The sequence below is a fragment of the Lysinibacillus sp. NPDC097279 genome (genome assembly GCF_044761745.1).
Taxonomy (GTDB): domain Bacteria; phylum Bacillota; class Bacilli; order Bacillales_A; family Planococcaceae; genus Lysinibacillus.
The window spans coordinates 155,752-174,461 of sequence record NZ_JBIWDA010000005.1; the positions used below are offsets into that span (position 1 = coordinate 155,752).

18 protein-coding genes are annotated in these 18,710 nt (G+C 35.7%); 12 read left to right on the forward strand and 6 right to left on the reverse strand.

Features of this window, described 5'->3' with window-relative positions; genetic code table 11:
* Nucleotides 1–187: 187 nt before the first annotated feature.
* Complete coding sequence (locus tag ACIQ1H_RS18645; RefSeq protein ID WP_402890885.1) at nucleotides 188–826, reverse strand: hypothetical protein; 639 nt, start codon at nucleotides 824–826, stop codon at nucleotides 188–190.
* Between the two features lie 372 nt (nucleotides 827–1,198).
* On the opposite strand from ACIQ1H_RS18645, the gene ACIQ1H_RS18650 reads away from it, so the two are divergent.
* The 8 genes from ACIQ1H_RS18650 (at nucleotide 1,199) to zupT (ending at nucleotide 8,347) form a co-directional block, all read left to right on the forward strand.
* Nucleotides 1,199–2,101 (forward strand): polyprenyl synthetase family protein, encoded by a 903-nt coding sequence (locus ACIQ1H_RS18650; protein WP_402890888.1) that lies wholly within the window; start codon nucleotides 1,199–1,201, stop codon nucleotides 2,099–2,101.
* A 12-nt stretch (nucleotides 2,102–2,113) separates the two neighbouring features.
* Nucleotides 2,114–2,272, forward strand: coding sequence for a competence pheromone ComX (gene comX / locus ACIQ1H_RS18655; protein WP_139860011.1), 159 nt, complete (start codon nucleotides 2,114–2,116; stop codon nucleotides 2,270–2,272).
* Nucleotides 2,273–2,295: 23 nt separating this feature from the next.
* Nucleotides 2,296–4,563: a sensor histidine kinase gene (locus ACIQ1H_RS18660; RefSeq protein WP_402890993.1), complete on the forward strand. Its 2,268-nt coding sequence runs from the start codon at nucleotides 2,296–2,298 to the stop codon at nucleotides 4,561–4,563.
* Complete coding sequence (locus ACIQ1H_RS18665) at nucleotides 4,547–5,161, forward strand: response regulator (protein WP_228134530.1); 615 nt, start codon at nucleotides 4,547–4,549, stop codon at nucleotides 5,159–5,161. The genes ACIQ1H_RS18660 and ACIQ1H_RS18665 overlap by 17 nt, the downstream gene beginning before the upstream one ends.
* A 416-nt stretch (nucleotides 5,162–5,577) precedes the next feature.
* Complete coding sequence (locus ACIQ1H_RS18670; protein ID WP_402890891.1) at nucleotides 5,578–6,477, forward strand: hypothetical protein; 900 nt, start codon at nucleotides 5,578–5,580, stop codon at nucleotides 6,475–6,477.
* 37 nt (nucleotides 6,478–6,514) lie between these two features.
* Entirely contained in the window at nucleotides 6,515–6,649 is a 135-nt protein-coding gene (locus ACIQ1H_RS18675) for a hypothetical protein (protein WP_255639593.1), read from the forward strand.
* Between the two features lie 89 nt (nucleotides 6,650–6,738).
* Nucleotides 6,739–7,350: a phosphatase PAP2 family protein gene (locus ACIQ1H_RS18680; RefSeq protein WP_483869774.1), complete on the forward strand. Its 612-nt coding sequence runs from the start codon at nucleotides 6,739–6,741 to the stop codon at nucleotides 7,348–7,350.
* A gap of 187 nt (nucleotides 7,351–7,537) precedes the next feature.
* The gene (gene zupT / locus ACIQ1H_RS18685) at nucleotides 7,538–8,347 is read left to right on the forward strand and encodes a zinc transporter ZupT (protein ID WP_402890895.1); all 810 of its coding nucleotides are present in this window, start codon (nucleotides 7,538–7,540) and stop codon (nucleotides 8,345–8,347) included.
* Nucleotides 8,348–8,401: 54 nt separating this feature from the next.
* Here the strand turns inward: zupT and ACIQ1H_RS18690 are convergent, their stop codons facing one another.
* Genes ACIQ1H_RS18690 through thrC form a run of 3 tightly spaced genes read right to left on the reverse strand, consistent with a single transcriptional unit; the run spans nucleotide 8,402 to nucleotide 11,061 of the window.
* Complete coding sequence (locus ACIQ1H_RS18690) at nucleotides 8,402–9,067, reverse strand: 2-hydroxy-3-keto-5-methylthiopentenyl-1-phosphate phosphatase (RefSeq protein WP_402890898.1); 666 nt, start codon at nucleotides 9,065–9,067, stop codon at nucleotides 8,402–8,404.
* Between the two features lie 51 nt (nucleotides 9,068–9,118).
* Nucleotides 9,119–10,012 (reverse strand): homoserine kinase, encoded by an 894-nt coding sequence (gene thrB, locus ACIQ1H_RS18695; protein ID WP_402890901.1) that lies wholly within the window; start codon nucleotides 10,010–10,012, stop codon nucleotides 9,119–9,121.
* Entirely contained in the window at nucleotides 10,009–11,061 is a 1,053-nt protein-coding gene (gene thrC, locus ACIQ1H_RS18700; protein WP_402890903.1) for a threonine synthase, read from the reverse strand. Before thrC ends, thrB begins: the two co-directional genes overlap by 4 nt.
* Nucleotides 11,062–11,265: 204 nt before the next feature.
* On the opposite strand from thrC, the gene ACIQ1H_RS18705 reads away from it, so the two are divergent.
* Both ACIQ1H_RS18705 and ACIQ1H_RS18710 read left to right on the forward strand, forming a co-directional pair.
* The gene (locus ACIQ1H_RS18705) at nucleotides 11,266–12,480 is read left to right on the forward strand and encodes an MFS transporter (RefSeq protein WP_402890906.1); all 1,215 of its coding nucleotides are present in this window, start codon (nucleotides 11,266–11,268) and stop codon (nucleotides 12,478–12,480) included.
* 657 nt (nucleotides 12,481–13,137) lie between these two features.
* The gene (locus ACIQ1H_RS18710; protein ID WP_402890909.1) at nucleotides 13,138–14,004 is read left to right on the forward strand and encodes a MurR/RpiR family transcriptional regulator; all 867 of its coding nucleotides are present in this window, start codon (nucleotides 13,138–13,140) and stop codon (nucleotides 14,002–14,004) included.
* A 117-nt stretch (nucleotides 14,005–14,121) separates the two neighbouring features.
* Here ACIQ1H_RS18710 and ACIQ1H_RS18715 read toward each other — a convergent pair whose 3' ends face one another.
* Nucleotides 14,122–14,928: a GNAT family N-acetyltransferase gene (locus ACIQ1H_RS18715; protein WP_402890912.1), complete on the reverse strand. Its 807-nt coding sequence runs from the start codon at nucleotides 14,926–14,928 to the stop codon at nucleotides 14,122–14,124.
* Nucleotides 14,929–15,260: 332 nt separating this feature from the next.
* On the opposite strand from ACIQ1H_RS18715, the gene ACIQ1H_RS18720 reads away from it, so the two are divergent.
* Complete coding sequence (locus ACIQ1H_RS18720; protein WP_402890915.1) at nucleotides 15,261–16,187, forward strand: manganese-dependent inorganic pyrophosphatase; 927 nt, start codon at nucleotides 15,261–15,263, stop codon at nucleotides 16,185–16,187.
* A gap of 267 nt (nucleotides 16,188–16,454) precedes the next feature.
* On the opposite strand, the gene ACIQ1H_RS18725 is transcribed toward ACIQ1H_RS18720, so the two are convergent.
* On the reverse strand, nucleotides 16,455–17,834 hold the full coding sequence (locus ACIQ1H_RS18725; RefSeq protein WP_402890917.1) for an FAD-dependent oxidoreductase: 1,380 nt from the start codon (nucleotides 17,832–17,834) through the stop codon (nucleotides 16,455–16,457).
* Between the two features lie 126 nt (nucleotides 17,835–17,960).
* Between ACIQ1H_RS18725 and ACIQ1H_RS18730 the strand changes: the two genes are divergently transcribed.
* On the forward strand, nucleotides 17,961–18,668 hold the full coding sequence (locus ACIQ1H_RS18730; RefSeq protein ID WP_402890920.1) for a DsbA family oxidoreductase: 708 nt from the start codon (nucleotides 17,961–17,963) through the stop codon (nucleotides 18,666–18,668).
* The last annotated feature ends 42 nt before the right edge of the window (nucleotides 18,669–18,710 follow it).

Consider the following 18,710-nt stretch of genomic DNA (forward strand, 5'->3'; position numbering starts at 1 on the left):
TGAGGAGCTAGTCAAATGATTAGAAGTTTATGTATTTTTGTTGGATTGATAAGAAGGTGGAGGTGAATGGATAAATGGCAAGGGGCTTTTGTTACTACGTCACACCTCGCCACACATAGAAGTTGAATATTGAGGCAATTATATTTGAACTACGAAGCTTAGGAAGCAGCGCAAACGAAACGTCTGTTTAATGTTTGATAGTAGCCTTGCTCCAAATATTAAATGCTGAGTTAATGTTGAAGGAAATACCGCCATTATTAATGAATAGTCCAGAAATATTAGTCGGGTAGTAATGATAGGCGTCAAAGGCCTCTGTGACTGAATTTAACATGTTGGAAGAGAGATGTTGATTATTGTTTTTTAAATCATTTGGTGAGCCTGCAAAGCTGCTTATTTTAGCGACATTACTATTGTTTTGACCACTCTGCGTTCCTCTAGCATAAACAATGCAGTACTGAGTAGTTTTATAGAGCATCGGTGTATTAATATTCAAACTAGATGTAAAAGGGCTCACTAAAGAAAGTAATGGCAAATCTTTTTCGGGTACTTTTATAATGTCGTGTTGCGCCATATACATGTCTAGTTTTTGCTGAAAAGTATCTTCAAATCCAGGGATATTACAAATGAAGTTAGAAATAGAAGACTTATGTTTATACTCCACTAAAGCTTCTTGATATGCTCGCTGTTCAGCTTGAATGATCAATTGTTCAATAGTTTGTTGTTCATTCGAAGGCTTCTTTATAGTAATTTCCTCTGCAGAGACAGAAATTGTACAGGAAAAAGTTTCTGTAAGTATTAACACGTAGTCATTTACTCCATTCGTCATTTCAATCACCTCTTAATGTTAGAGAATATTTTATAAATAATTAAAATATCATACACTCAAATTGCAAATCGAGTCACATACAATACGCATGAATTTTCCATATCATAAGCGTAACACTAGTCAGGACGCCATTTCAATGGTCAGTTAACGCCAAAAACTGGCGGTCTCTCTTATGACACCGCCAGTTTTTTATTATTTCCTAGCAAAAAATTGGCGTGCTTTCTATAAATACCGCCATTTTTTGGCGGTATTTATGAATCGTTAATGGTAATAAATAGAAAACTAAGTGATTCATTTAACTTATAAAAGATAGAATTAATTCCCATTAATATGTATAATATTTATCAATACGTTTAAGGGAGTAGAGGACTATTGGATGATATAGATGTACGTATTAATGAATCGTTAGACAGTCTGATTGAAAATGATTCGATGCTCGGTGATGAATTAAAGTCAATGCTTAAAAGTTTTAAAGCAGAAAAAAAAGAGATGGGTTATGCATTTGGCAAACTATGCTATTGGCATTATGAAGCATTTGTTGATTCTTTAAATGAAGAGATATATATCGTTGCTGCGGCTATTGAACTTCTAATTTTATCCTATGATATTATTGATGATTTGCAGGATAAAGATACGGACTATATTTGGAGCAAAACACCTGAACTTTCTTTAAATGCAGCACTTGCCTTACTCGTCATGTCATCGAGAGCTATACATGAGACATCATTTGAACATAAAGGTATAGCCATTCGTCTACTGGAACAATATGCGTTACGTAGCATTAACGGTCAGCAGTTAGATGTACTGAATGCTTGTCGAGATGAACAATCCTACTTACAAATGATTGACCAAAAATCAGGGTCACTTACAGCAATGAGTTGCGTCATTGGGGAGGCACTTGCAAAAGGAATGGTGACTGCTGAAATTGAGGAGTACGGGAAATACATAGGTATTATCCAACAAATAAAAAATGATATTTTAGATTTAAAAACTTGGGGACCTAAAAATGATCTATTAAATAGAAAGTATTCATTACCAATTATTTATCTAATGGCACAAAAAAATAGTGTATCAAAATCTGTGATAAACTATTATAATAAAGATATAGTTACATTTTTGGATAATATTGTTACAGAACATGAGTTGACAAATAGCGGTGCAATACGTTATGCAGTTGCAATTAAAAATCTCTATAAAATAAAAGCATTGAATAATCTTGAAAAAGTTGCTATAAACAAGTTAGGTAAAGAATACCTAATAAAACTAATGAAATGAGGAGAGATTTTTATGATTAATGTAATTCAGTATCTAGAAGAGAACCCAGCACTAGTACCACTGTTAAAAGAACAAAAAGTTGCATTAATAGGTGTTTCAGCAATTGAACAGCAGGCAATACTTGACTCATTCGAAGATGTACTATGCTTAAGAGACCCTATTTGGAATTAAATTTATATAATCAAAAATGGTTTATGCTTGCTATAAGTGTTTACGTATTGCTAGGTTTCTACCTGCTATATGTTCCTTATAGCAAGCCTTATTTGGGTATAGATTTGATCGAGGAAAATGGAAATTGGGTAATAGAGCATTCACATGATCAATTAGTGGATGGGCAGAAAATCTCTGCAGGGGACATCGTTTTAAAAGTTGATAATGTTCAAATAGACGACATTTCTTATATAAAGTATGATTTTACAATTAGGGCGGCAAATTCATTAACAATATTAAAGTCTAACGGGGAAAAAATTCATATTACTCCTACTGGTTTAGATTTTACTGAACGGTTTTACTATATATTGCTTATCCCTGCCTGTTATTATTTTCTTACATTATTTGTTGTTTGTTATTTGCATTATAAACAAAAAAACACTTCACTTTTAAGATTGCTTATTTTATTTATGCTAACGGTTTCCATGGCATATGTAAGTATTGGCGCATCTGGTAGTCTCGATATCGTGGGCATTATGGTCAATCGAGGTAGTATGTTGTTATGTTTAGTATTACTTTTACATTTTTTAAGAAACTATTATTCATTTTTAAATGCCAATTGGTTACTTTTTAATAATATTAAATTGTTTTATCTATTGCCTATCTTTGCGATGTTACTTAGCTATATTGGTATTATTAATAACAATTTGCACAACCTTCTTTCGTATGTTGTTTTAGGCGTTTTTTTAGTTTTACTTATTTTAATACTTATTATTTTATTGTTTAGCTATTTTAAATTTAAATCACCCCAGTTAAAAATTTTATTGAATAGTGTAATGATTCCATTTCTTCCATTCTTGTTTCTGTATGCACTTCCGAATATTCTATTTCATCATCCCGTACTTTCCGCTGAAATCAGTGCTTTATTTTTATTATTTATTCCATTTAGCTTTATTTTTACACAACTAGCGGAACGATTATTTGACATTGAATATCATATTACAAGGCTTCGTTACTATGTCATATTTTCTGTAATTTTTACTGCATGGTTTACTTTTGGTTTGTATTGGATTGCTGGCAAATTTTTAACGATGACGTTAATGTCGGGTGTTTCATTGTTTACTTTTTTATCGTTAATTGTTCTTTTCTACATAAAAGAAAAGGTAGATTATCGCAAACGCAAAATTTTGTTTTCTACTAAAGGGGATTATATTCATCAGTTGTATACGGCTGTAGATAGAATCGGTAAAACAATTAAATTAGACGAGCTTCTAGAAAAGTTTGCCCAGGAAGTTTCGTTGCACCTAGAGCTTGAGCATGTATTTGTATTGACCTATGACTATGACACAAATCAATTTACTTCAATGGTTGAGGGGAAAATTCCGATAAATCCTATGCTAATGGAAGATTTAAAATTAGGAGAAATACGGAAAATTGACAAAGTCTATCTAGCTTTCCTCCATCAAGATGCTCATTACAAAAGAGCCTTAGTATTGGGGCATAACAATTCAATTCATTTAAAAGATGAAGAGCTTTTATGGCTCGAATTGCTCCTGTTATACGTTAATAACTTTATTGAAAATACAAAAATGGTGGAAGAATTGTTAGAGGAACTAAAGCATATGAAGCAAGCAGATGAAAGTCAATTACCTTGGCTAAATAAGCTATTATGGCTTAGGTTTGAAGAGGAGAAATATCAACTAGCTCAAGAATTACATGATACTAATTTACAAGAGCAACTCCATATTGCTCGAGAAGTTGATGTTTTAATAAATGCAAAAGATACTACAGAAATCCAACAAAAACTAGTAAAGATTCATACACAAATGGTTTCATCGCTACATGATTTAAGAGCTTATTGCGAAAACTTAAAGCCCCCACTATTAGATACATTAGGGCTAAATGCTGCTTTAGAAAAGCTCATACGAAAAGTAACGGAAAGAGCTAACTTTCTGTTAATTTATACAATAGATCGCCTTTATTTAGAAGATGAACGAATGAATTTAATGATCTATCGTCTATTTCAAGAATTACTCAATAATGCTTTGAAACATTCCTATGCGACAACAGTTGAAATTCACCTCAAGGAAATGGACAATGGTTTTGAAGTCATTTATAAGGACGATGGAGTAGGATGTAATGTGAATGATATTATTGTCGCTGATTCGATGGGAATCCGTGGTATGCAAGAGCGTGTAAAAGCCTTTGATGGACAATTTTACATTGATACTCAAGTTAATGAAGGGATGTCTATTAGAATTACAGTAAAAGAAGGAAGTGACACACTTGATAACAATGCTCATAGTGGATGATCATCCTATTGTGTTAGAGGGAACGAAAAATTTATTTAAAGATAATGAAGACATTTTAGTTGATACAGAGAGTGATGCAACTTCTGTCATACCAAAAATTAAGGACAAGCCATATGATATTTATCTAATTGATATCAATATGCCTTTAGAAAATGGCATTCATTTAGCGAGAAATATTAAAGCGATGCAAATAGATGCTTCGATAATCCTTTATACAGGGGATGACATTACAGATTATTATCCACTAATTTTAGAAAGGAAAATAGAGGGGATTTTAGCCAAAACGGCCTCTAAAGAGCAGATTTTGCGGACAGTTCGTGCCATTGCAAATGGAGAAATTGTTTTGCCGAAAAATTTCTTAGATTTCCTAGATAATCGATTTAAAATACAAGATGCTAAGCTCGATATTCATTTAAATGAAAAAGAAAAGAAAATTTTACGATTGATTGCTGAAGGGCATACAAATAAGGCTATAGCGATAGAGTTAAACATTCCTCAACGAACAACTGAAAGATATTTAACACAGCTGTTTTCTTTGCTAAATGTAGATTCCCGAACAGAAGCAGTAAATCTTGCTGAACGAATGAATTTACTATAGCCTCTTTATATGTTAGTATAAACGTTAATTGTTATATTTTTCTATAAAAGGGTAGTATTTATGTAATGTAAAGACAATATATTATTAATCAGGAAAAATTATTTAGTTTGCACAACTAAATACCTATATATTTTAAAAAACACCGCCATTTTTTGGCGGTGTTTTTTTCATGACCGCCAAATCACGCCAAAAAAACTAGTGAAGACCGCCAAAAAAATGGCGTAAACCCAACGTTGAAATGGTGGTATAACTACTGGTACGCTTAGATTAATCATAGTTAAGTAATTTTTTCCAAAGTGAGTAATAGTTTAAGAATATATCGTTTATATAAGCAGTTTAATATCATAGATTTTTTAGCATGTTACTAGCTAGACAGCATACTCACGAAAAAACTTTAATAAAGGTAGGCGTATAATTTGAAAGTAGAACTTGAAAATTTAATCTCTATAGATGAATCTAACCAAGATCAAGTCATTAAAGTTTATAATCGCTACGGTATTTATGTAGGTGCGCCTGAAATAAGAAGAAGAAATTTGAAGGCATCTTTTAATCCTATTTTTACTTTAAATGAAGATGTGACGTATGAGCAGGTGGCAGCATTATATAAATCATTGGAACATGAGTTAGGTATTGTTTCTATTGGGGAACGTTTCTATTTTGATTTTTCAGATAGCGAATACGAACAAACACCATTATTTACGTTAAACTCGACGGGTAACTCGCCAGAAATGTTTTTAGATGATAGAGGCACTTTATTTTCAATAAGTACATATTGTAAGCATTGTGGGCTTATGGAAAAAGAGCAACTTTCACCGTTAGTTATTGATACTTCTCAAATGAAAGGCCGTCATTTAGTCCACGTAAGCGGGTACTGGGTAGCCTCCGAAGAATTAGTAGCTTTAATGAAACAAGCAAATATGGAAGGCTATGAACTTCTAGAAGTAATTCACAGCGGATCGGAAGTAGGGAAGCAACCTGCATATCAAATCATCCCAACTCAAATGCTACCTGCAAGTAATGCAGAAAGAATAAAATTGTATTTTGCAACTGAGCAGCCACCTTGCAAATGTGGGTTAAATGGGGTAATTCTAGGACCTGATATTTATGATGGCAAGGATATTATGAATTTAAATGGAGATGTATTCTATTCTTCAGAATGGAGTCATGATGGAAGCTATCTTTACAGAAAAACAATATTCAGTAGAAAGTTCAGAGATTTAATTATTAATAATCGTATTTCTCGAGAAGTGAGAGGGGAAAAGGATCGAAACTTTGGACCGAAAGATTGGTTATTCGACCCTGTGTTATTGAAATAGTTTGAACTATAGAATAATAAAAGGTGAGGGAGTGTTAATGTTGTTTAGAAAAATACTACCTATCATTGCAATTTTATTTATCGTTGCGTTAGCACTTTCAAATTACTTTAATAAAACGAATGAAGAATCCATTATATTAGCGAATATAATTAAGTATATTTTTATGCTATAAGACAGAAATCGTATATTTCCCTCAAGTTCACCTAATTATGGTATGATGTGAAAAAACATTGCATGATTGAGCTTTGAGGTGAAATTTTGATAAAAAAATGGTCATATCCTTTAGCGATTTTAACACTAATTATATTTTTTGCGTTCCGCTTAACATACGAGAGTGATGTGATTTTAAACTTCGATAAAAAAGTGGCGGAAATATTATTTGGCAATCGGTATATAGAGTTTTTTCATTATATTGGTGAGCCAAAATTTGTCGTGTGGGTTGCGATTATATTAATTGTCTATTTAGCATGGATCGCGAAAAATTACCGTGGCATGTTATTTGTCGTATTAACATTTGCAGTAGGGAACGTATTAAACCAAATGTTAAAAAAGTGGGTGCAACGTTCTCGCCCTGAAATAGAAGATCAATTGACATCGTTCAGTTTTCCATCTGGACATGCTATGACAGGCATACTGTATTTATTTACGGTTGCTTATTTATTATCTGAAAATAATACAAAGGCACGTCAAATACAGCTTTGGATAGGCGCAATTGTGCTAACAATTCTTATTGGTCTTTCACGAGTAGCAGGTGCGCGCCATTTTGCCTCCGATGTGCTTGCAGGTTGGTGTATAGGATACACCTGGTTTATCATTTGTGTTTTTTGGTATGAACGACGTAAGCGCGTATTTAATAAGAACAATATTAAATAGTAATACTCAAGTGAGCAGCACCTAACTTTATGGTACTGCTTTTTTTAGTGACTTTTTAAGTGCCAGGCACCCGAATAATTCTGAAAAATTAGATTTGATAAATATTTTCCTAACAAAAAAGAATTGCTTATAGGAAACTTTTAAGCTAAGATGAGTACAATAAAAAAAAGAGAAAAGGAAGAAGGAATTGGAAGGACAAATTTTATTTGCTTTAGGGTTAACCCTTTTTGCAGGGCTTGCAACAGGAGTAGGGAGTTTAATTGCATTTTTCACCTCAAGAACAAATACTAAATTTTTATCAATAGCTCTTGGTTTCTCAGCGGGAGTTATGATTTATGTGTCACTTGTTGAAATTTTTGTGAAAGCAAAGGATGCATTAACCAATGCCTTAGGTCCAACGAATGGTTATTGGATGACGATAGCGGGTTTCTTTGGCGGAATGTTATTTATAGCTTTAATTGATAAGTTTATTCCGAAATCGACGAACCCTCATGAAGTAAAGCTTGTTGAAGATGTGAATGCTGTAAAACCACAGGTAGATGAAAATCATTTAATGAAAATGGGCGTATTCACTGCACTTGCAATAGGAATTCATAATTTTCCTGAAGGTATAGCAACCTTTATGTCCGCTATGAATGACCCTAATGTCGGCATTGCGATTGCAATTGCTGTAGCCATTCATAATATTCCTGAAGGAATTGCTGTCTCTGTTCCTATTTACTTTGCTACAGGAAATCGTAGAAAAGCATTTAAACTATCCTTTTTATCGGGGTTAGCAGAGCCTGTTGGGGCGCTAGTAGCTTATTTACTATTAATGCCGTTTTTATCAGACGTTATGTTCGGTATTGTATTTGCTGGTGTTGCAGGAATTATGGTGTTTATCTCATTAGATGAGCTATTACCAGCCGCACAGAGATACGATGAAACACATTTATCTATGTATGGTTTAGTTGGTGGAATGGCAGTGATGGCTATTAGTTTAGTATTATTAGCGTAAATCTTAATTAGCTACTAAAAAAGGAATCTAGTCGATAAGACTAGATTCCTTTTATTATGCCTTTATTAATTCTTTAACTGTCTCTAAGCAGTCATAAAAGGTGTTAAAAGGCTTATAGGGAATATGTAAATCATTACAGCGGTCAATTAATTGCTCCCTAGCTAATACTAAATCTGCTTGTTTAGCAGCTTCGAAATCGGAAATAGAGTCGCCAATCACGATTTTAAATTGATCGGGCTGTGCCATTTCTCGCATGACGGTTGGTTTGCAACAGCCACAACTTTGTGTTGAAAATTTTGCACATTGCTCATCGCAACTATGTGGATAGACAACCGTAATTTGCTCTCCAGAGAAGTCTGCATTATTACAATAGACTCCCGAAAATGGGCCAAATCTTTCAAGCAGTGGTTGAATAAAAAAATCTACTCCGCCACTAACAATGTAAAAAGGTATATCGTGTTCCTGCGCATAGAGAACAAACTCGCTAAAGCCTTCACGGATAACGGCGGTCTCCATTAAATATTGAATGATATCATCCTTTTGGCTAGTCGATAAAAGCTCAAACATCGCAGTAATACCGTCTTTGAAGCTTATTGTTTGAGCCATCATTGCCTTTGCAATTTTCTCCGATTGTTCAGGGACGAAATGCGTCATAAGTGAGACAATATTATCTGTTTCTGTAATAGTACCATCAAAATCGCAGAAAATAATTGGTTTCAAAGTACTTCCTCCTTCAAGAAAAAACGTCTACTTTGAAGTAGACGTTTTAATTTATTTTACTTGTACACCATGTTCATCGGCCTGGGTTAAGATGATTTGATGTTCTGGGAATTTTGTTTGCATTGTTGTAACAAAGTCATCAGCAATCGAAGTTGGAATAATGGAAATGAGTGTCGGACCTGCTCCACTTAATGCTGTACCGTATGCACCATGAGCTTTTGCAGCTTCACGTATTTCAGCATATTGTGGTATTAATGTTGAACGGAATGGTTCATGGAACAAATCCTCTTCCATGTAGCGTCCTGCACGTGTAAAATCACGTGTCATTAAAGATGCTGCCAGCATATTAGCATTAGCAGAAGCATGCACTGCATATGCTCGCTCAAATTGCTTTGGTAATACGGCGCGAGACTCACTTGTCTTTAGCTCAACATTCGGTACGTACACAACAAAAGAAGCGTTAATATCATTTACATGGAATGTATCGACTACTCCGTTGTCATCCATTGAGGAAATCGTCAAGCCACCGAGTACTGAGGCAGTTGCATTATCAGGATGCCCTTCAATTTGAGATGATAAATTTAGCTTATCCTGTATAGTTAACTTTAAATCACATAATTGGTTGGCTAGCTCTATACCCGCCACAATGACAGCGGCGCTACTTCCTAAACCACGGGCTAATGGTAGTTCACTTGCCATTTCAACTCGGCAAGCAGGTAATGGTTTATGATACTGATCCGCAATTTTTTGGGCGATAATATATAGTAAATGTTGTTCTAGCTCAAATTCACTAGGACCGTTGTCATCGAGATGTATGATCTCCCAACTATCCTGTAGGGAAACATCTAATTTTAAATAAAGAGACAAGCCGAGTCCGATAGAATCAAAGCCAGGGCCTAAATTGGCTGTGCTCCCAGGAACGGTGATTTGCCACTTTTTACTCATAGTACGCCCTCGATATATTTACGAATTTCTTCTTCATCATTTTTAAGAGATACGACGTCCACTGTTGAAACGTTCATAGCAGTATCTGGATCTTTTAAGCCGTTACCAGTAAATACTGTCACGACTTTGGAGCCTTTAGCAATTTTACCATTTTCAACAGATTTAATTACACCTGCTAATGATGCAGCTGAACCAGGCTCAACAAAGATCCCTTCAGTTCCAGCGATTAGCTTGTAAGCAGCAATAATCTCCTCATCTGTTACAGAATCAATAATGCCGCCAGACTCATCACGTGCTGCTTCAGCATATTGCCAGCTAGCAGGATTACCAATACGGATAGCTGTTGCAACTGTTTCAGGGTTAGGAATTGCTTCGCCTTTAACAATAGCTGCGGCGCCTTCCGCTTCAAAGCCGAACATTTTTGGTAAACCTGAAGCTTTCACATCGTTATATTCTTTAAAGCCTTTCCAGTAAGCAGTAATGTTACCTGCGTTTCCAACTGGAATGCATAAATAGTCGGGAGCAGAACCTAAAGCATCTACAATTTCAAAAGAAGCTGTTTTTTGCCCTTCGATACGGTATGGGTTAACCGAATTGACAAGTGCTACAGGTGTTGTTTCGCTAACTTGGCGCACAATATTTAAAGCATCATCAAAATTGCCATTGATTTCAATAATTTTTGCACCATACATTGTCGCCTGTGCTAGTTTACCAAGGGCAACTTTCCCTTTAGGAATAACGACAATCGATTGAATACCTGCGCGTGTTGCGTAAGCTGCAGCTGCTGCTGATGTATTGCCTGTTGAGGCACAAATTACACATTTACTACCATCCTCAATAGCCTTTGCTACCGCAAATACCATACCACGGTCTTTAAAAGAACCAGTCGGATTTGCGCCTTCTATTTTACCATAAAGCTCGATACCAAGCTGTTTTGATAGATTAACTAAATGTATAAGAGGCGTATTGCCTTCGTTTAATGTTAGAGCGGGTGTATTTTCTGTTACGGGTAAAAATTGTTTATATTCTTCAATAAGGCCTTTCCACATAACGTAACGATCTCCTTTTGTTCTTATAGAAAGAACAGTTGTTTTTGTATAAGAGACATTTTAACGCAAATGACTATATATTTTCAATAGCAATTATTAAATTGTCTAAACAATTCGGTCATTTGAATTTTACTTGTCACTTTCTCGAAACAACTGTATAGTAAACTGGTAATGTAAAGTCATATGTAAAGACAGGTGGTTATTATGACAACAATAAAGACAGAACAATCCATTTCACGTAACAAGCTTTTAGGCGTTGCAGGTGTTGGCTGGCTCTTTGATGCGATGGACGTTGGTATTTTATCTTTCGTTATTACAGCGCTAGCGGTAGATTGGGATTTAACAAAAAGTCAAATGGGCTGGATTGGTAGTATCAATTCTATTGGTATGGCGGTAGGCGCACTTGCATTTGGAATTTTTGCCGATAAAGTGGGGCGCAAGCAAGTTTTTATGTGGACCCTTATTCTCTTTTCAGTAGCGAGCGGCATATCCGCATTTACGACAACATTAGTAGCGTTTATGGCATTACGCTTTTTAGTAGGCATGGGGCTCGGTGGAGAACTACCAGTAGCATCTACACTTGTTTCTGAAAGTGTTGAGGCAAAGGAACGTGGAAGAGTAGTTGTATTACTGGAAAGCTTTTGGGCAGCAGGCTGGCTAATAGCAGCGCTTATATCATATTTTGTTATACCTACATGGGGATGGCGTGTAGCATTATTATTAACAGCTATTCCTGCTGTTTACGCGATTTACCTTCGTTGGCATTTACCAGATTCGCCTCAATTTACTGCAAAGGTAGAATCTAAAAAGCGCAGTATTTTTCTTAATGTACGGGAAGTATGGTCGAAAAAATATGCACGTTCGACATTCATGCTTTGGGTGCTATGGTTCACGGTAGTATTCTCATATTACGGAATGTTCTTATGGTTGCCAAGTGTAATGGTAGGAAAAGGTTTTGATATGATTACTAGCTTTAAATATGTCTTAATGATGACGTTAGCACAGCTACCAGGATACTTCACAGCTGCATGGTTTATTGAAAAATTCGGACGGAAATTCGTACTAGTTTCCTATTTAATTGGAACGGCTGTAAGTGCTTTCATTTTTGGTAATGCAGAAACGTTGGCTGTCCTATTAATATCAGGAATGTTTTTATCATTCTTTAACTTAGGTGCATGGGGTGCGCTTTACGCTTACACACCTGAACAGTATCCAGCAGTTATTCGCGGAACAGGTGCAGGAATGGCAGCTGCAGTAGGAAGAATTGGCGGTATTTTTGGTCCGCTATTAGTAGGATCACTGTTAACGGCAGGCTATGAGATCGGCTTTATTTTTGCGATTTTCTGTTGTGCGATAATAATTGGCGTTATTGGTGTTATATTTTTAGGAACAGAAACAAAACAAATTGAATTAGAATAAAAAAAGTTTTGGATGCTATCTGAATCCAAGACTCAGCTTGTCGACAAAAGGGGTTAAGAATAGAAATCTTAATCCCTTTTGTTATTTTTATTGTAAAAAAGGGGTTCTTACTTTCGCGTCGCCATACTCTTCGAGCATCCCCTCCCTATGAAGTTGTTTGCCATATAGTAGACTGCTAGCAATCCATATAAAGTTGATTGGAGTGATGTGCCCGCGGAAAGCGCCCACCCGTAGCGGAAATCAACAGCAGTAGTCATCACCTATATTAGTTTTAATAAAAAAAAGACTATAGACAAATTCGAAAACTTCGAGTTTGTCTACAGTCTGATCCAAGACTTTTCAAATCTGCGTTCTTTAAAAAATAAAATATAAGATTATTTTTATACAAATTTTTCTGAAATATGTTAAAATTTCGAATTAAATATTGTATACAGTAAAATGGCGAGGATAATAAACATATTTTCAATATTTAGAATACATAGATTATATGTCAATTTATTACGAACTAGTGCATTAGTGTATTAATGTATTAAAGATTTTTCTGAAAAGTCATTGTATTCAAATTGCAATCATGATACTGTATTTTTAATCGAATTTAGAATCAGTAGGGAATAATCTCCATTCGTGATAATTTCTTTGAAAGAAAGGTTGTTAGGAATGAGTATAAAAGAAGATATAAAGAAAAGATATGTAAGGCTGTCGAAAGGACAACGAAAAGTCGCACAATTTGTTATAAGTAATCCTGCGGTTGTGATTGCCAATGGCGCGGCAGAAGTGGGGAGGCAAGCGAATGTTAGTGAATCAACCGTGATTCGTTTTTGTTATGCAATGGATATGTCAGGTTATGTTGAGCTACAGGAAGAAATAAGAAACTATTTAAACTCTCAAAATGAGGGTACACCTCACCATCCCACCTATATGACGAGCAACCAGAAAACATCTAGCTTCGGTAAGGTCATGCAGCGTGATATGCAAAATATTCAAGATACAATACATTTAATTAACGATAGTATGCTTCAAAAAAGCTCCAAGTGGATGCATGAGGCGGATACTATTTATATTTTAGGTGCGCGCCAAGATGCCTCAATTGCAAATTGGTTAACGTATACGTTGAAAACTTTACGAACGAATATAAAGCAGCTACGTACAGATTCCGATGATCTCGTTCAACAAATAAACAGTATGAGTGAACGTACTACGTTAATCGTCTTTTCATGTGATAAACAATCCAATGATGTAAAAACAATTGTGGAAATAGCGAAAATGAAAAAAGTAAAAATCATTGCGATTACAGGTTCGGCATTGTCACCAATTAGGGATTATGCAAGTGCTTTGTTTGCATTAGGCTTAAAAAATCAATCTTCCTTAGACGTTGTGCCAGTGCTATTTTCCTTTATGCATGCATTGATTGAGGAGATGGTTAGCCAAGATAAAGAGCAATATGAGCAATATCAGCAATCATATGAACAAGTAGAAAATAATTTATTGTTTTTAGATATTGCAAGAGAGAAGCAAGTATTTTGAAAAAAACAGCGTATAGATTGGAGTACAACTGCTAATCTATACGTTTTTTTAATGGGCAATCGAAGGAGAAATAAAAAAAGATGTCCAAATAAGCATTAGACATCAAAGAAAAATAATTTATAAAATTTTGCTAAAGCTATATTCAGCCTTAAACGTATCTTTTAGTTTAATAGCATTGGCGCGGGTTCCTTCTTGCACAAACCCATGTTTTGTAAATAACTGTAATGCAGCATCATTATGCTCCATCACGGATAATTCTAAACGGGAAATATCACGTTTGCTAGCCCAGTCTTCCACTGCATTCATAAGTGCTGAACCGATACCATTTCGTTGGTGCTCTTTCTTTACGGCCATATGAATTGATGCAATATGTTTAGCTTTAGAATGTTTATAGCCATGGACAACGGCATAGCCTGCAAAGGTGCCATTTAAAATGCAAAGTAAAATCGTGCGGTTTTTCAATTGCTTCCAATAAGTTAGATCTTTTCTTAGCTGCTGTACGGTTAGCTCTAACTCATTTTCTACATTATACAAAAATTCAGTTTGCTGAAGAATTTCTTCCTGTAAAAGAATAAATGCTCTAGCATCTGATGCTTCAATCGCTCGGATTATGTACGCAGAAGTATTTTCGTTATTTTCAGAATTATTGTCCAAAGGCATTTTCTCTTGTGTGCGAGAGAAAGTGACACTCGTGCCCAATTTGACATCAATGACATAATAACCTGCATTTGTCCAAGATAAAAAGTGCGTAAGAGGGGGCTTTGTTTTTTTCCACCAGCTCTTATTCAAGTATGCAGCATTGGGTAAAGCTTGTCCCATAATGTTTTCTAATGCGCTAAAGGATAATGTAATTTCATTTTGCGAAGCTACGTCAAAATAGCTTGCTAAAGGAATATACTTTTTTTCCATCTTCTTTGTCATCATAATCCCCATTCCTGTAATTCCTAAAAAAAAATTTTGACTACATGATAATAGCATAAAATTATCGTTTCTTGTATAAAAATCACAACTATATATCCATCTAAAATAAGGAAATTTATGCTTAACATAGAAAAAGTAAAATAATGCTTGGTAATAAATAGATAAACTATGAAAAGAAGTGGAATTCTTTTATTATAGTATAGCGCTGCCTCATTGAACAAGAAGATAGTTGACGAAAATGGTAGATGATGAAAGTTTTACTTTATATCATGTTCTATCATAAATTATGTTAAAATAAATGAAAATGTAGAAGCCATTTAGGAGGAAAAGTATTAATGAGTAAAGTTTTAGTTTTCGGACATAAAAATCCTGATACAGATACGATTACATCTGCAATTGTATATGCCTATTTAAAACAACAAGTTGGCGTAGATAGTGAAGCAGTACGTCTTGGTGAAGTAAATAATGAAACAAAATATGCCCTAGAGAAATTTGGCTTTGAGGCACCTCGTTTAATTACTTCCGTAGTAGGGGAAGCGGAAAAAGTTATTCTTGTAGACCATAACGAATTCCAACAATCAGCTGACGGAATTGAAGAAGTACAAATTACTGAGGTAATAGATCACCACCGTATTGCAAACTTCCAAACAGCAGACCCATTGTACTACCGTGCAGAGCCTGTTGGTTGTACGGCAACTATTTTAAATAAAATTTTTAAAGAAAATGATGTTGAAGTACCATCAAACATTGCAGGTTTAATGTTGTCTGCTATTATTTCCGATACATTATTATTCAAATCGCCAACTTGTACAGAACAGGATGTCAAAGCTGCACAAGAGCTAGCAGCAATTGCTGGCGTTGATGCGGCTGACTATGGCCTAGCAATGTTGAAAGCAGGCGCTGATCTTTCAGATAAATCACTAGAAGATCTTTTATCATTAGATGCTAAAGAGTTCCAGTTTGGTGAATATAAATCAGTAGTTGCTCAAGTGAATGCTGTCGATATTAATGACGTACTTGGTCGACAAGAGGAATTAGAAATTCTTTTAAACAAAAATGTTGCTGAAAATGGCTTAGACTTATTCTTCTTTGTTGTAACAGATATTTTAAACAATGATTCAACAGCAGTTGCAATCGGACAAGTTGCAGAAGCTGCAGCAAAAGCATTTGGTGCTGAGCTTACAAACAGCCGTGTTGTATTACCAGGTGTTGTTTCTCGTAAAAAACAAATCGTTCCTGTATTAACGGAAGCTTTAAAATAATTTAAGGAATAGCCCAAACGTAAATGTGGCTAGGACAAAAAGGAAAAGTGTTAGATTGACTGTTATCAATCTAACACTTTTTTGCATTGTCAATGTTGTCTGCGACGGCTGAGCTTTCTGCCAGCATACCGTAAGCTGCAACGATCACTATTGCACCGCCTGTTGCGTCTAACTATGCGTGCAATCTCGCAGGAGGCACCGCCTTTGCAACCTTCCACTAAAGCTCTTGCTAGAGGAAATGATGGTGCCATAATGCGGCTGTCCTTTTTAGTCAAGCTTTAATGGCTGTACTGCTGGCCCTTCTAGCACTTCACCTTGTGAATTAAATCGGGAACCGTGGCATGGGCAATCCCATGTTTCATCAGCTTCATTCCATTTCGTTTTACAGCCTAAATGCGTACAAGTTGGAGCGTTGCCGTTTCTTATATGTCCTGAGACAAATTCCTTTGCTACGAAGCCACCAACCTTTAGCATTTGCATAAATTGAGCACCAAATTTCGTGCGTGTTGGTGAATAGAGTGCACTTGCATCATTAGCATTTTTAGTACCTGTAATTAGGGATGACAGTAAGTCTCCAGCTACAAAAGAATTGGAAATGCCCCATTTACGATACCCTGTCGCTATATAGACATTAGGTAAGGACTTTGTAATTCTTCCGACGTAAGGTACCATGTCTGGTGTTTCGATGTCTTGAGCAGACCATCTATATAATGGTTCCTGCCCAAAGTGGTCTTTCATTTCATTTTGAATAGCATCGTAATAGGGTTCTGTATTTGTCGTTTCACCAGCTATATGATTTGCCCCACCGAGCAATAAATAATGTTCATCATTTATTGTTGCCGTTCGAATAGAGCGGGAAGGGAAATCAACTGATAAATATTGCCCTTTGAACGTCTCAGTTATTTTGCTAGCGACCATATAAGAGCGGTTATTTGAAAGCTTGAAAAGTTGTAGCCCTTTAAATGCTTCAATGGGATAGTGTGTACACAAAATTAGCTTGTTGTATTGAACCGATATATTTTTTTCGGTATGTAAGTTATTTTGTGCAATTTGTAGTTGCTGAACACGGGTATTCGCATACAGTTTAGCGCCCATAGATAACGCCTCTTTAATAAGAAAGTTGCTAACTGTTACAGGATTTATTTGCGCCTGTTGTGATAGGCTGAGCGCTTTAGTAACTGGGAATGGGAGCTCCGTGTCCGATGTGATTTTGGACTTTATATTTAATACTTTATAGGCATTCCATTCTTTTAATAATTGCGAGTAGCCTTCTTTCGTTTGACAATAAAGTAATGAATCCACCTGTTGAACGGAATCTTTAGGAAGTAACTGTAATGCTTTCTCTATAGCAAGCTGATTCAATTGATAGTACAGTCGGGCATCATCTACAGAAAGCTTTTCGATAAGATTCGCATACACTAAGCCGTGCTGTGCAGTTAATTTTCCTGTTGAATGACCAGTCGTACCATGACTAAGCTTAGCATTTGCTTCAAGTAGTACAACGTCAACGCCTGCTTTTGCTAAGACATAGGCAGTATAAAGTCCAGTCAACCCTCCCCCGATAATACAAACATCACATTTCGTTGAAGCCGTCAATGATGGCAATGAATCGGAGTCGGTCGTTGCTAGCCAAAGAGATTGTGTCATAAATAACCCTCACAGTGTTTTTAGGCTTAGTATGGAGATAGCTTTGAAAATTTATGCAATGAAGCATAAAAATTGCTTCGAGGGAACTGGTGTCGTTACAATGTAGCAAAAGGAGCGTGTTTCATTATGAAAATTGAAATTTGGTCAGATTATGTTTGTCCATTTTGTTATATTGGCAAAAAGCAATTAGAAAAGGCGATTCAGGATACAGGCTTTGAGGGACAGGTGGAACTTGTGTATAAAAGTTATCAGCTTGATCCAACAACGCCAGAAGATACGAATGAGTCAATCTATGAATCTTTGGCTAAAAAATATAGTATGTCATTAGATAAAGCGAAAGAAATGACACAAGGTGTGACAGCGCGTGCAAAAGAAGTAGGGTTAAACTATAACTTCGATAAGATGATGGCAGAAAACACTTTAAAAGCGCATCGACTTGTGAAATGGGCGGAACAACAAGGAGACGCTACAGCACTTGTTGAGGCACTTTTACACAGCTATTTTATAGATGCAAAACGCATTAGTCATGATGATGTGTTAGTTAGCATTGCAGAACAAGTAGGCCTAAACCGTGATGATGTGTTAAAGGTTCTTGCTAGCGATGATTTTAAAGCTGATGTGGAAGTAGACATACAAGAGGGCCTTCAGCTTGGTGTTAAAGGAGTTCCGTTTTTTGTGCTAAATCGTAAATATGGTATTTCAGGAGCACAACCACAAGAGGTATTTGAAAATACATTACGTAAAGTAGCAGAGGAAGAAGGTTTGCAGCCTACTTTAAAAATGGAAGGCTCTGGAGACGCAGGCGTATGTACAGATGATAGCTGTAATTTTTAACTTAAATTAGGAGTCAATGCAGTGGGGTTCATCTTCGGCTGA

Excerpts from the sequence above, each read along its gene's own strand:
- ACIQ1H_RS18645 (WP_402890885.1), bottom strand. The coding sequence starts at position 826 with ATGACGAATGGAGTAAATGACTACGTGTTAATACTTACAGAAACTTTT.
- comX (WP_139860011.1), top strand. The coding sequence starts at position 2,114 with ATGATTAATGTAATTCAGTATCTAGAAGAGAACCCAGCACTAGTACCA.
- ACIQ1H_RS18665 (WP_228134530.1), top strand. The coding sequence starts at position 4,547 with ATGCTCATAGTGGATGATCATCCTATTGTGTTAGAGGGAACGAAAAAT.
- ACIQ1H_RS18675 (WP_255639593.1), top strand. The coding sequence starts at position 6,515 with ATGTTGTTTAGAAAAATACTACCTATCATTGCAATTTTATTTATCGTT.
- thrB (WP_402890901.1), bottom strand. The coding sequence starts at position 10,012 with ATGAGTAAAAAGTGGCAAATCACCGTTCCTGGGAGCACAGCCAATTTA.
- ACIQ1H_RS18705 (WP_402890906.1), top strand. The coding sequence starts at position 11,266 with ATGACAACAATAAAGACAGAACAATCCATTTCACGTAACAAGCTTTTA.
- ACIQ1H_RS18720 (WP_402890915.1), top strand. The coding sequence starts at position 15,261 with ATGAGTAAAGTTTTAGTTTTCGGACATAAAAATCCTGATACAGATACG.
- ACIQ1H_RS18710 (WP_402890909.1), top strand. The coding sequence starts at position 13,138 with ATGAGTATAAAAGAAGATATAAAGAAAAGATATGTAAGGCTGTCGAAA.
- ACIQ1H_RS18660 (WP_402890993.1), top strand. The coding sequence starts at position 2,296 with ATGCTTGCTATAAGTGTTTACGTATTGCTAGGTTTCTACCTGCTATAT.
- ACIQ1H_RS18715 (WP_402890912.1), bottom strand. The coding sequence starts at position 14,928 with ATGATGACAAAGAAGATGGAAAAAAAGTATATTCCTTTAGCAAGCTAT.
- ACIQ1H_RS18725 (WP_402890917.1), bottom strand. The coding sequence starts at position 17,834 with ATGACACAATCTCTTTGGCTAGCAACGACCGACTCCGATTCATTGCCA.
- ACIQ1H_RS18730 (WP_402890920.1), top strand. The coding sequence starts at position 17,961 with ATGAAAATTGAAATTTGGTCAGATTATGTTTGTCCATTTTGTTATATT.
- thrC (WP_402890903.1), bottom strand. The coding sequence starts at position 11,061 with ATGTGGAAAGGCCTTATTGAAGAATATAAACAATTTTTACCCGTAACA.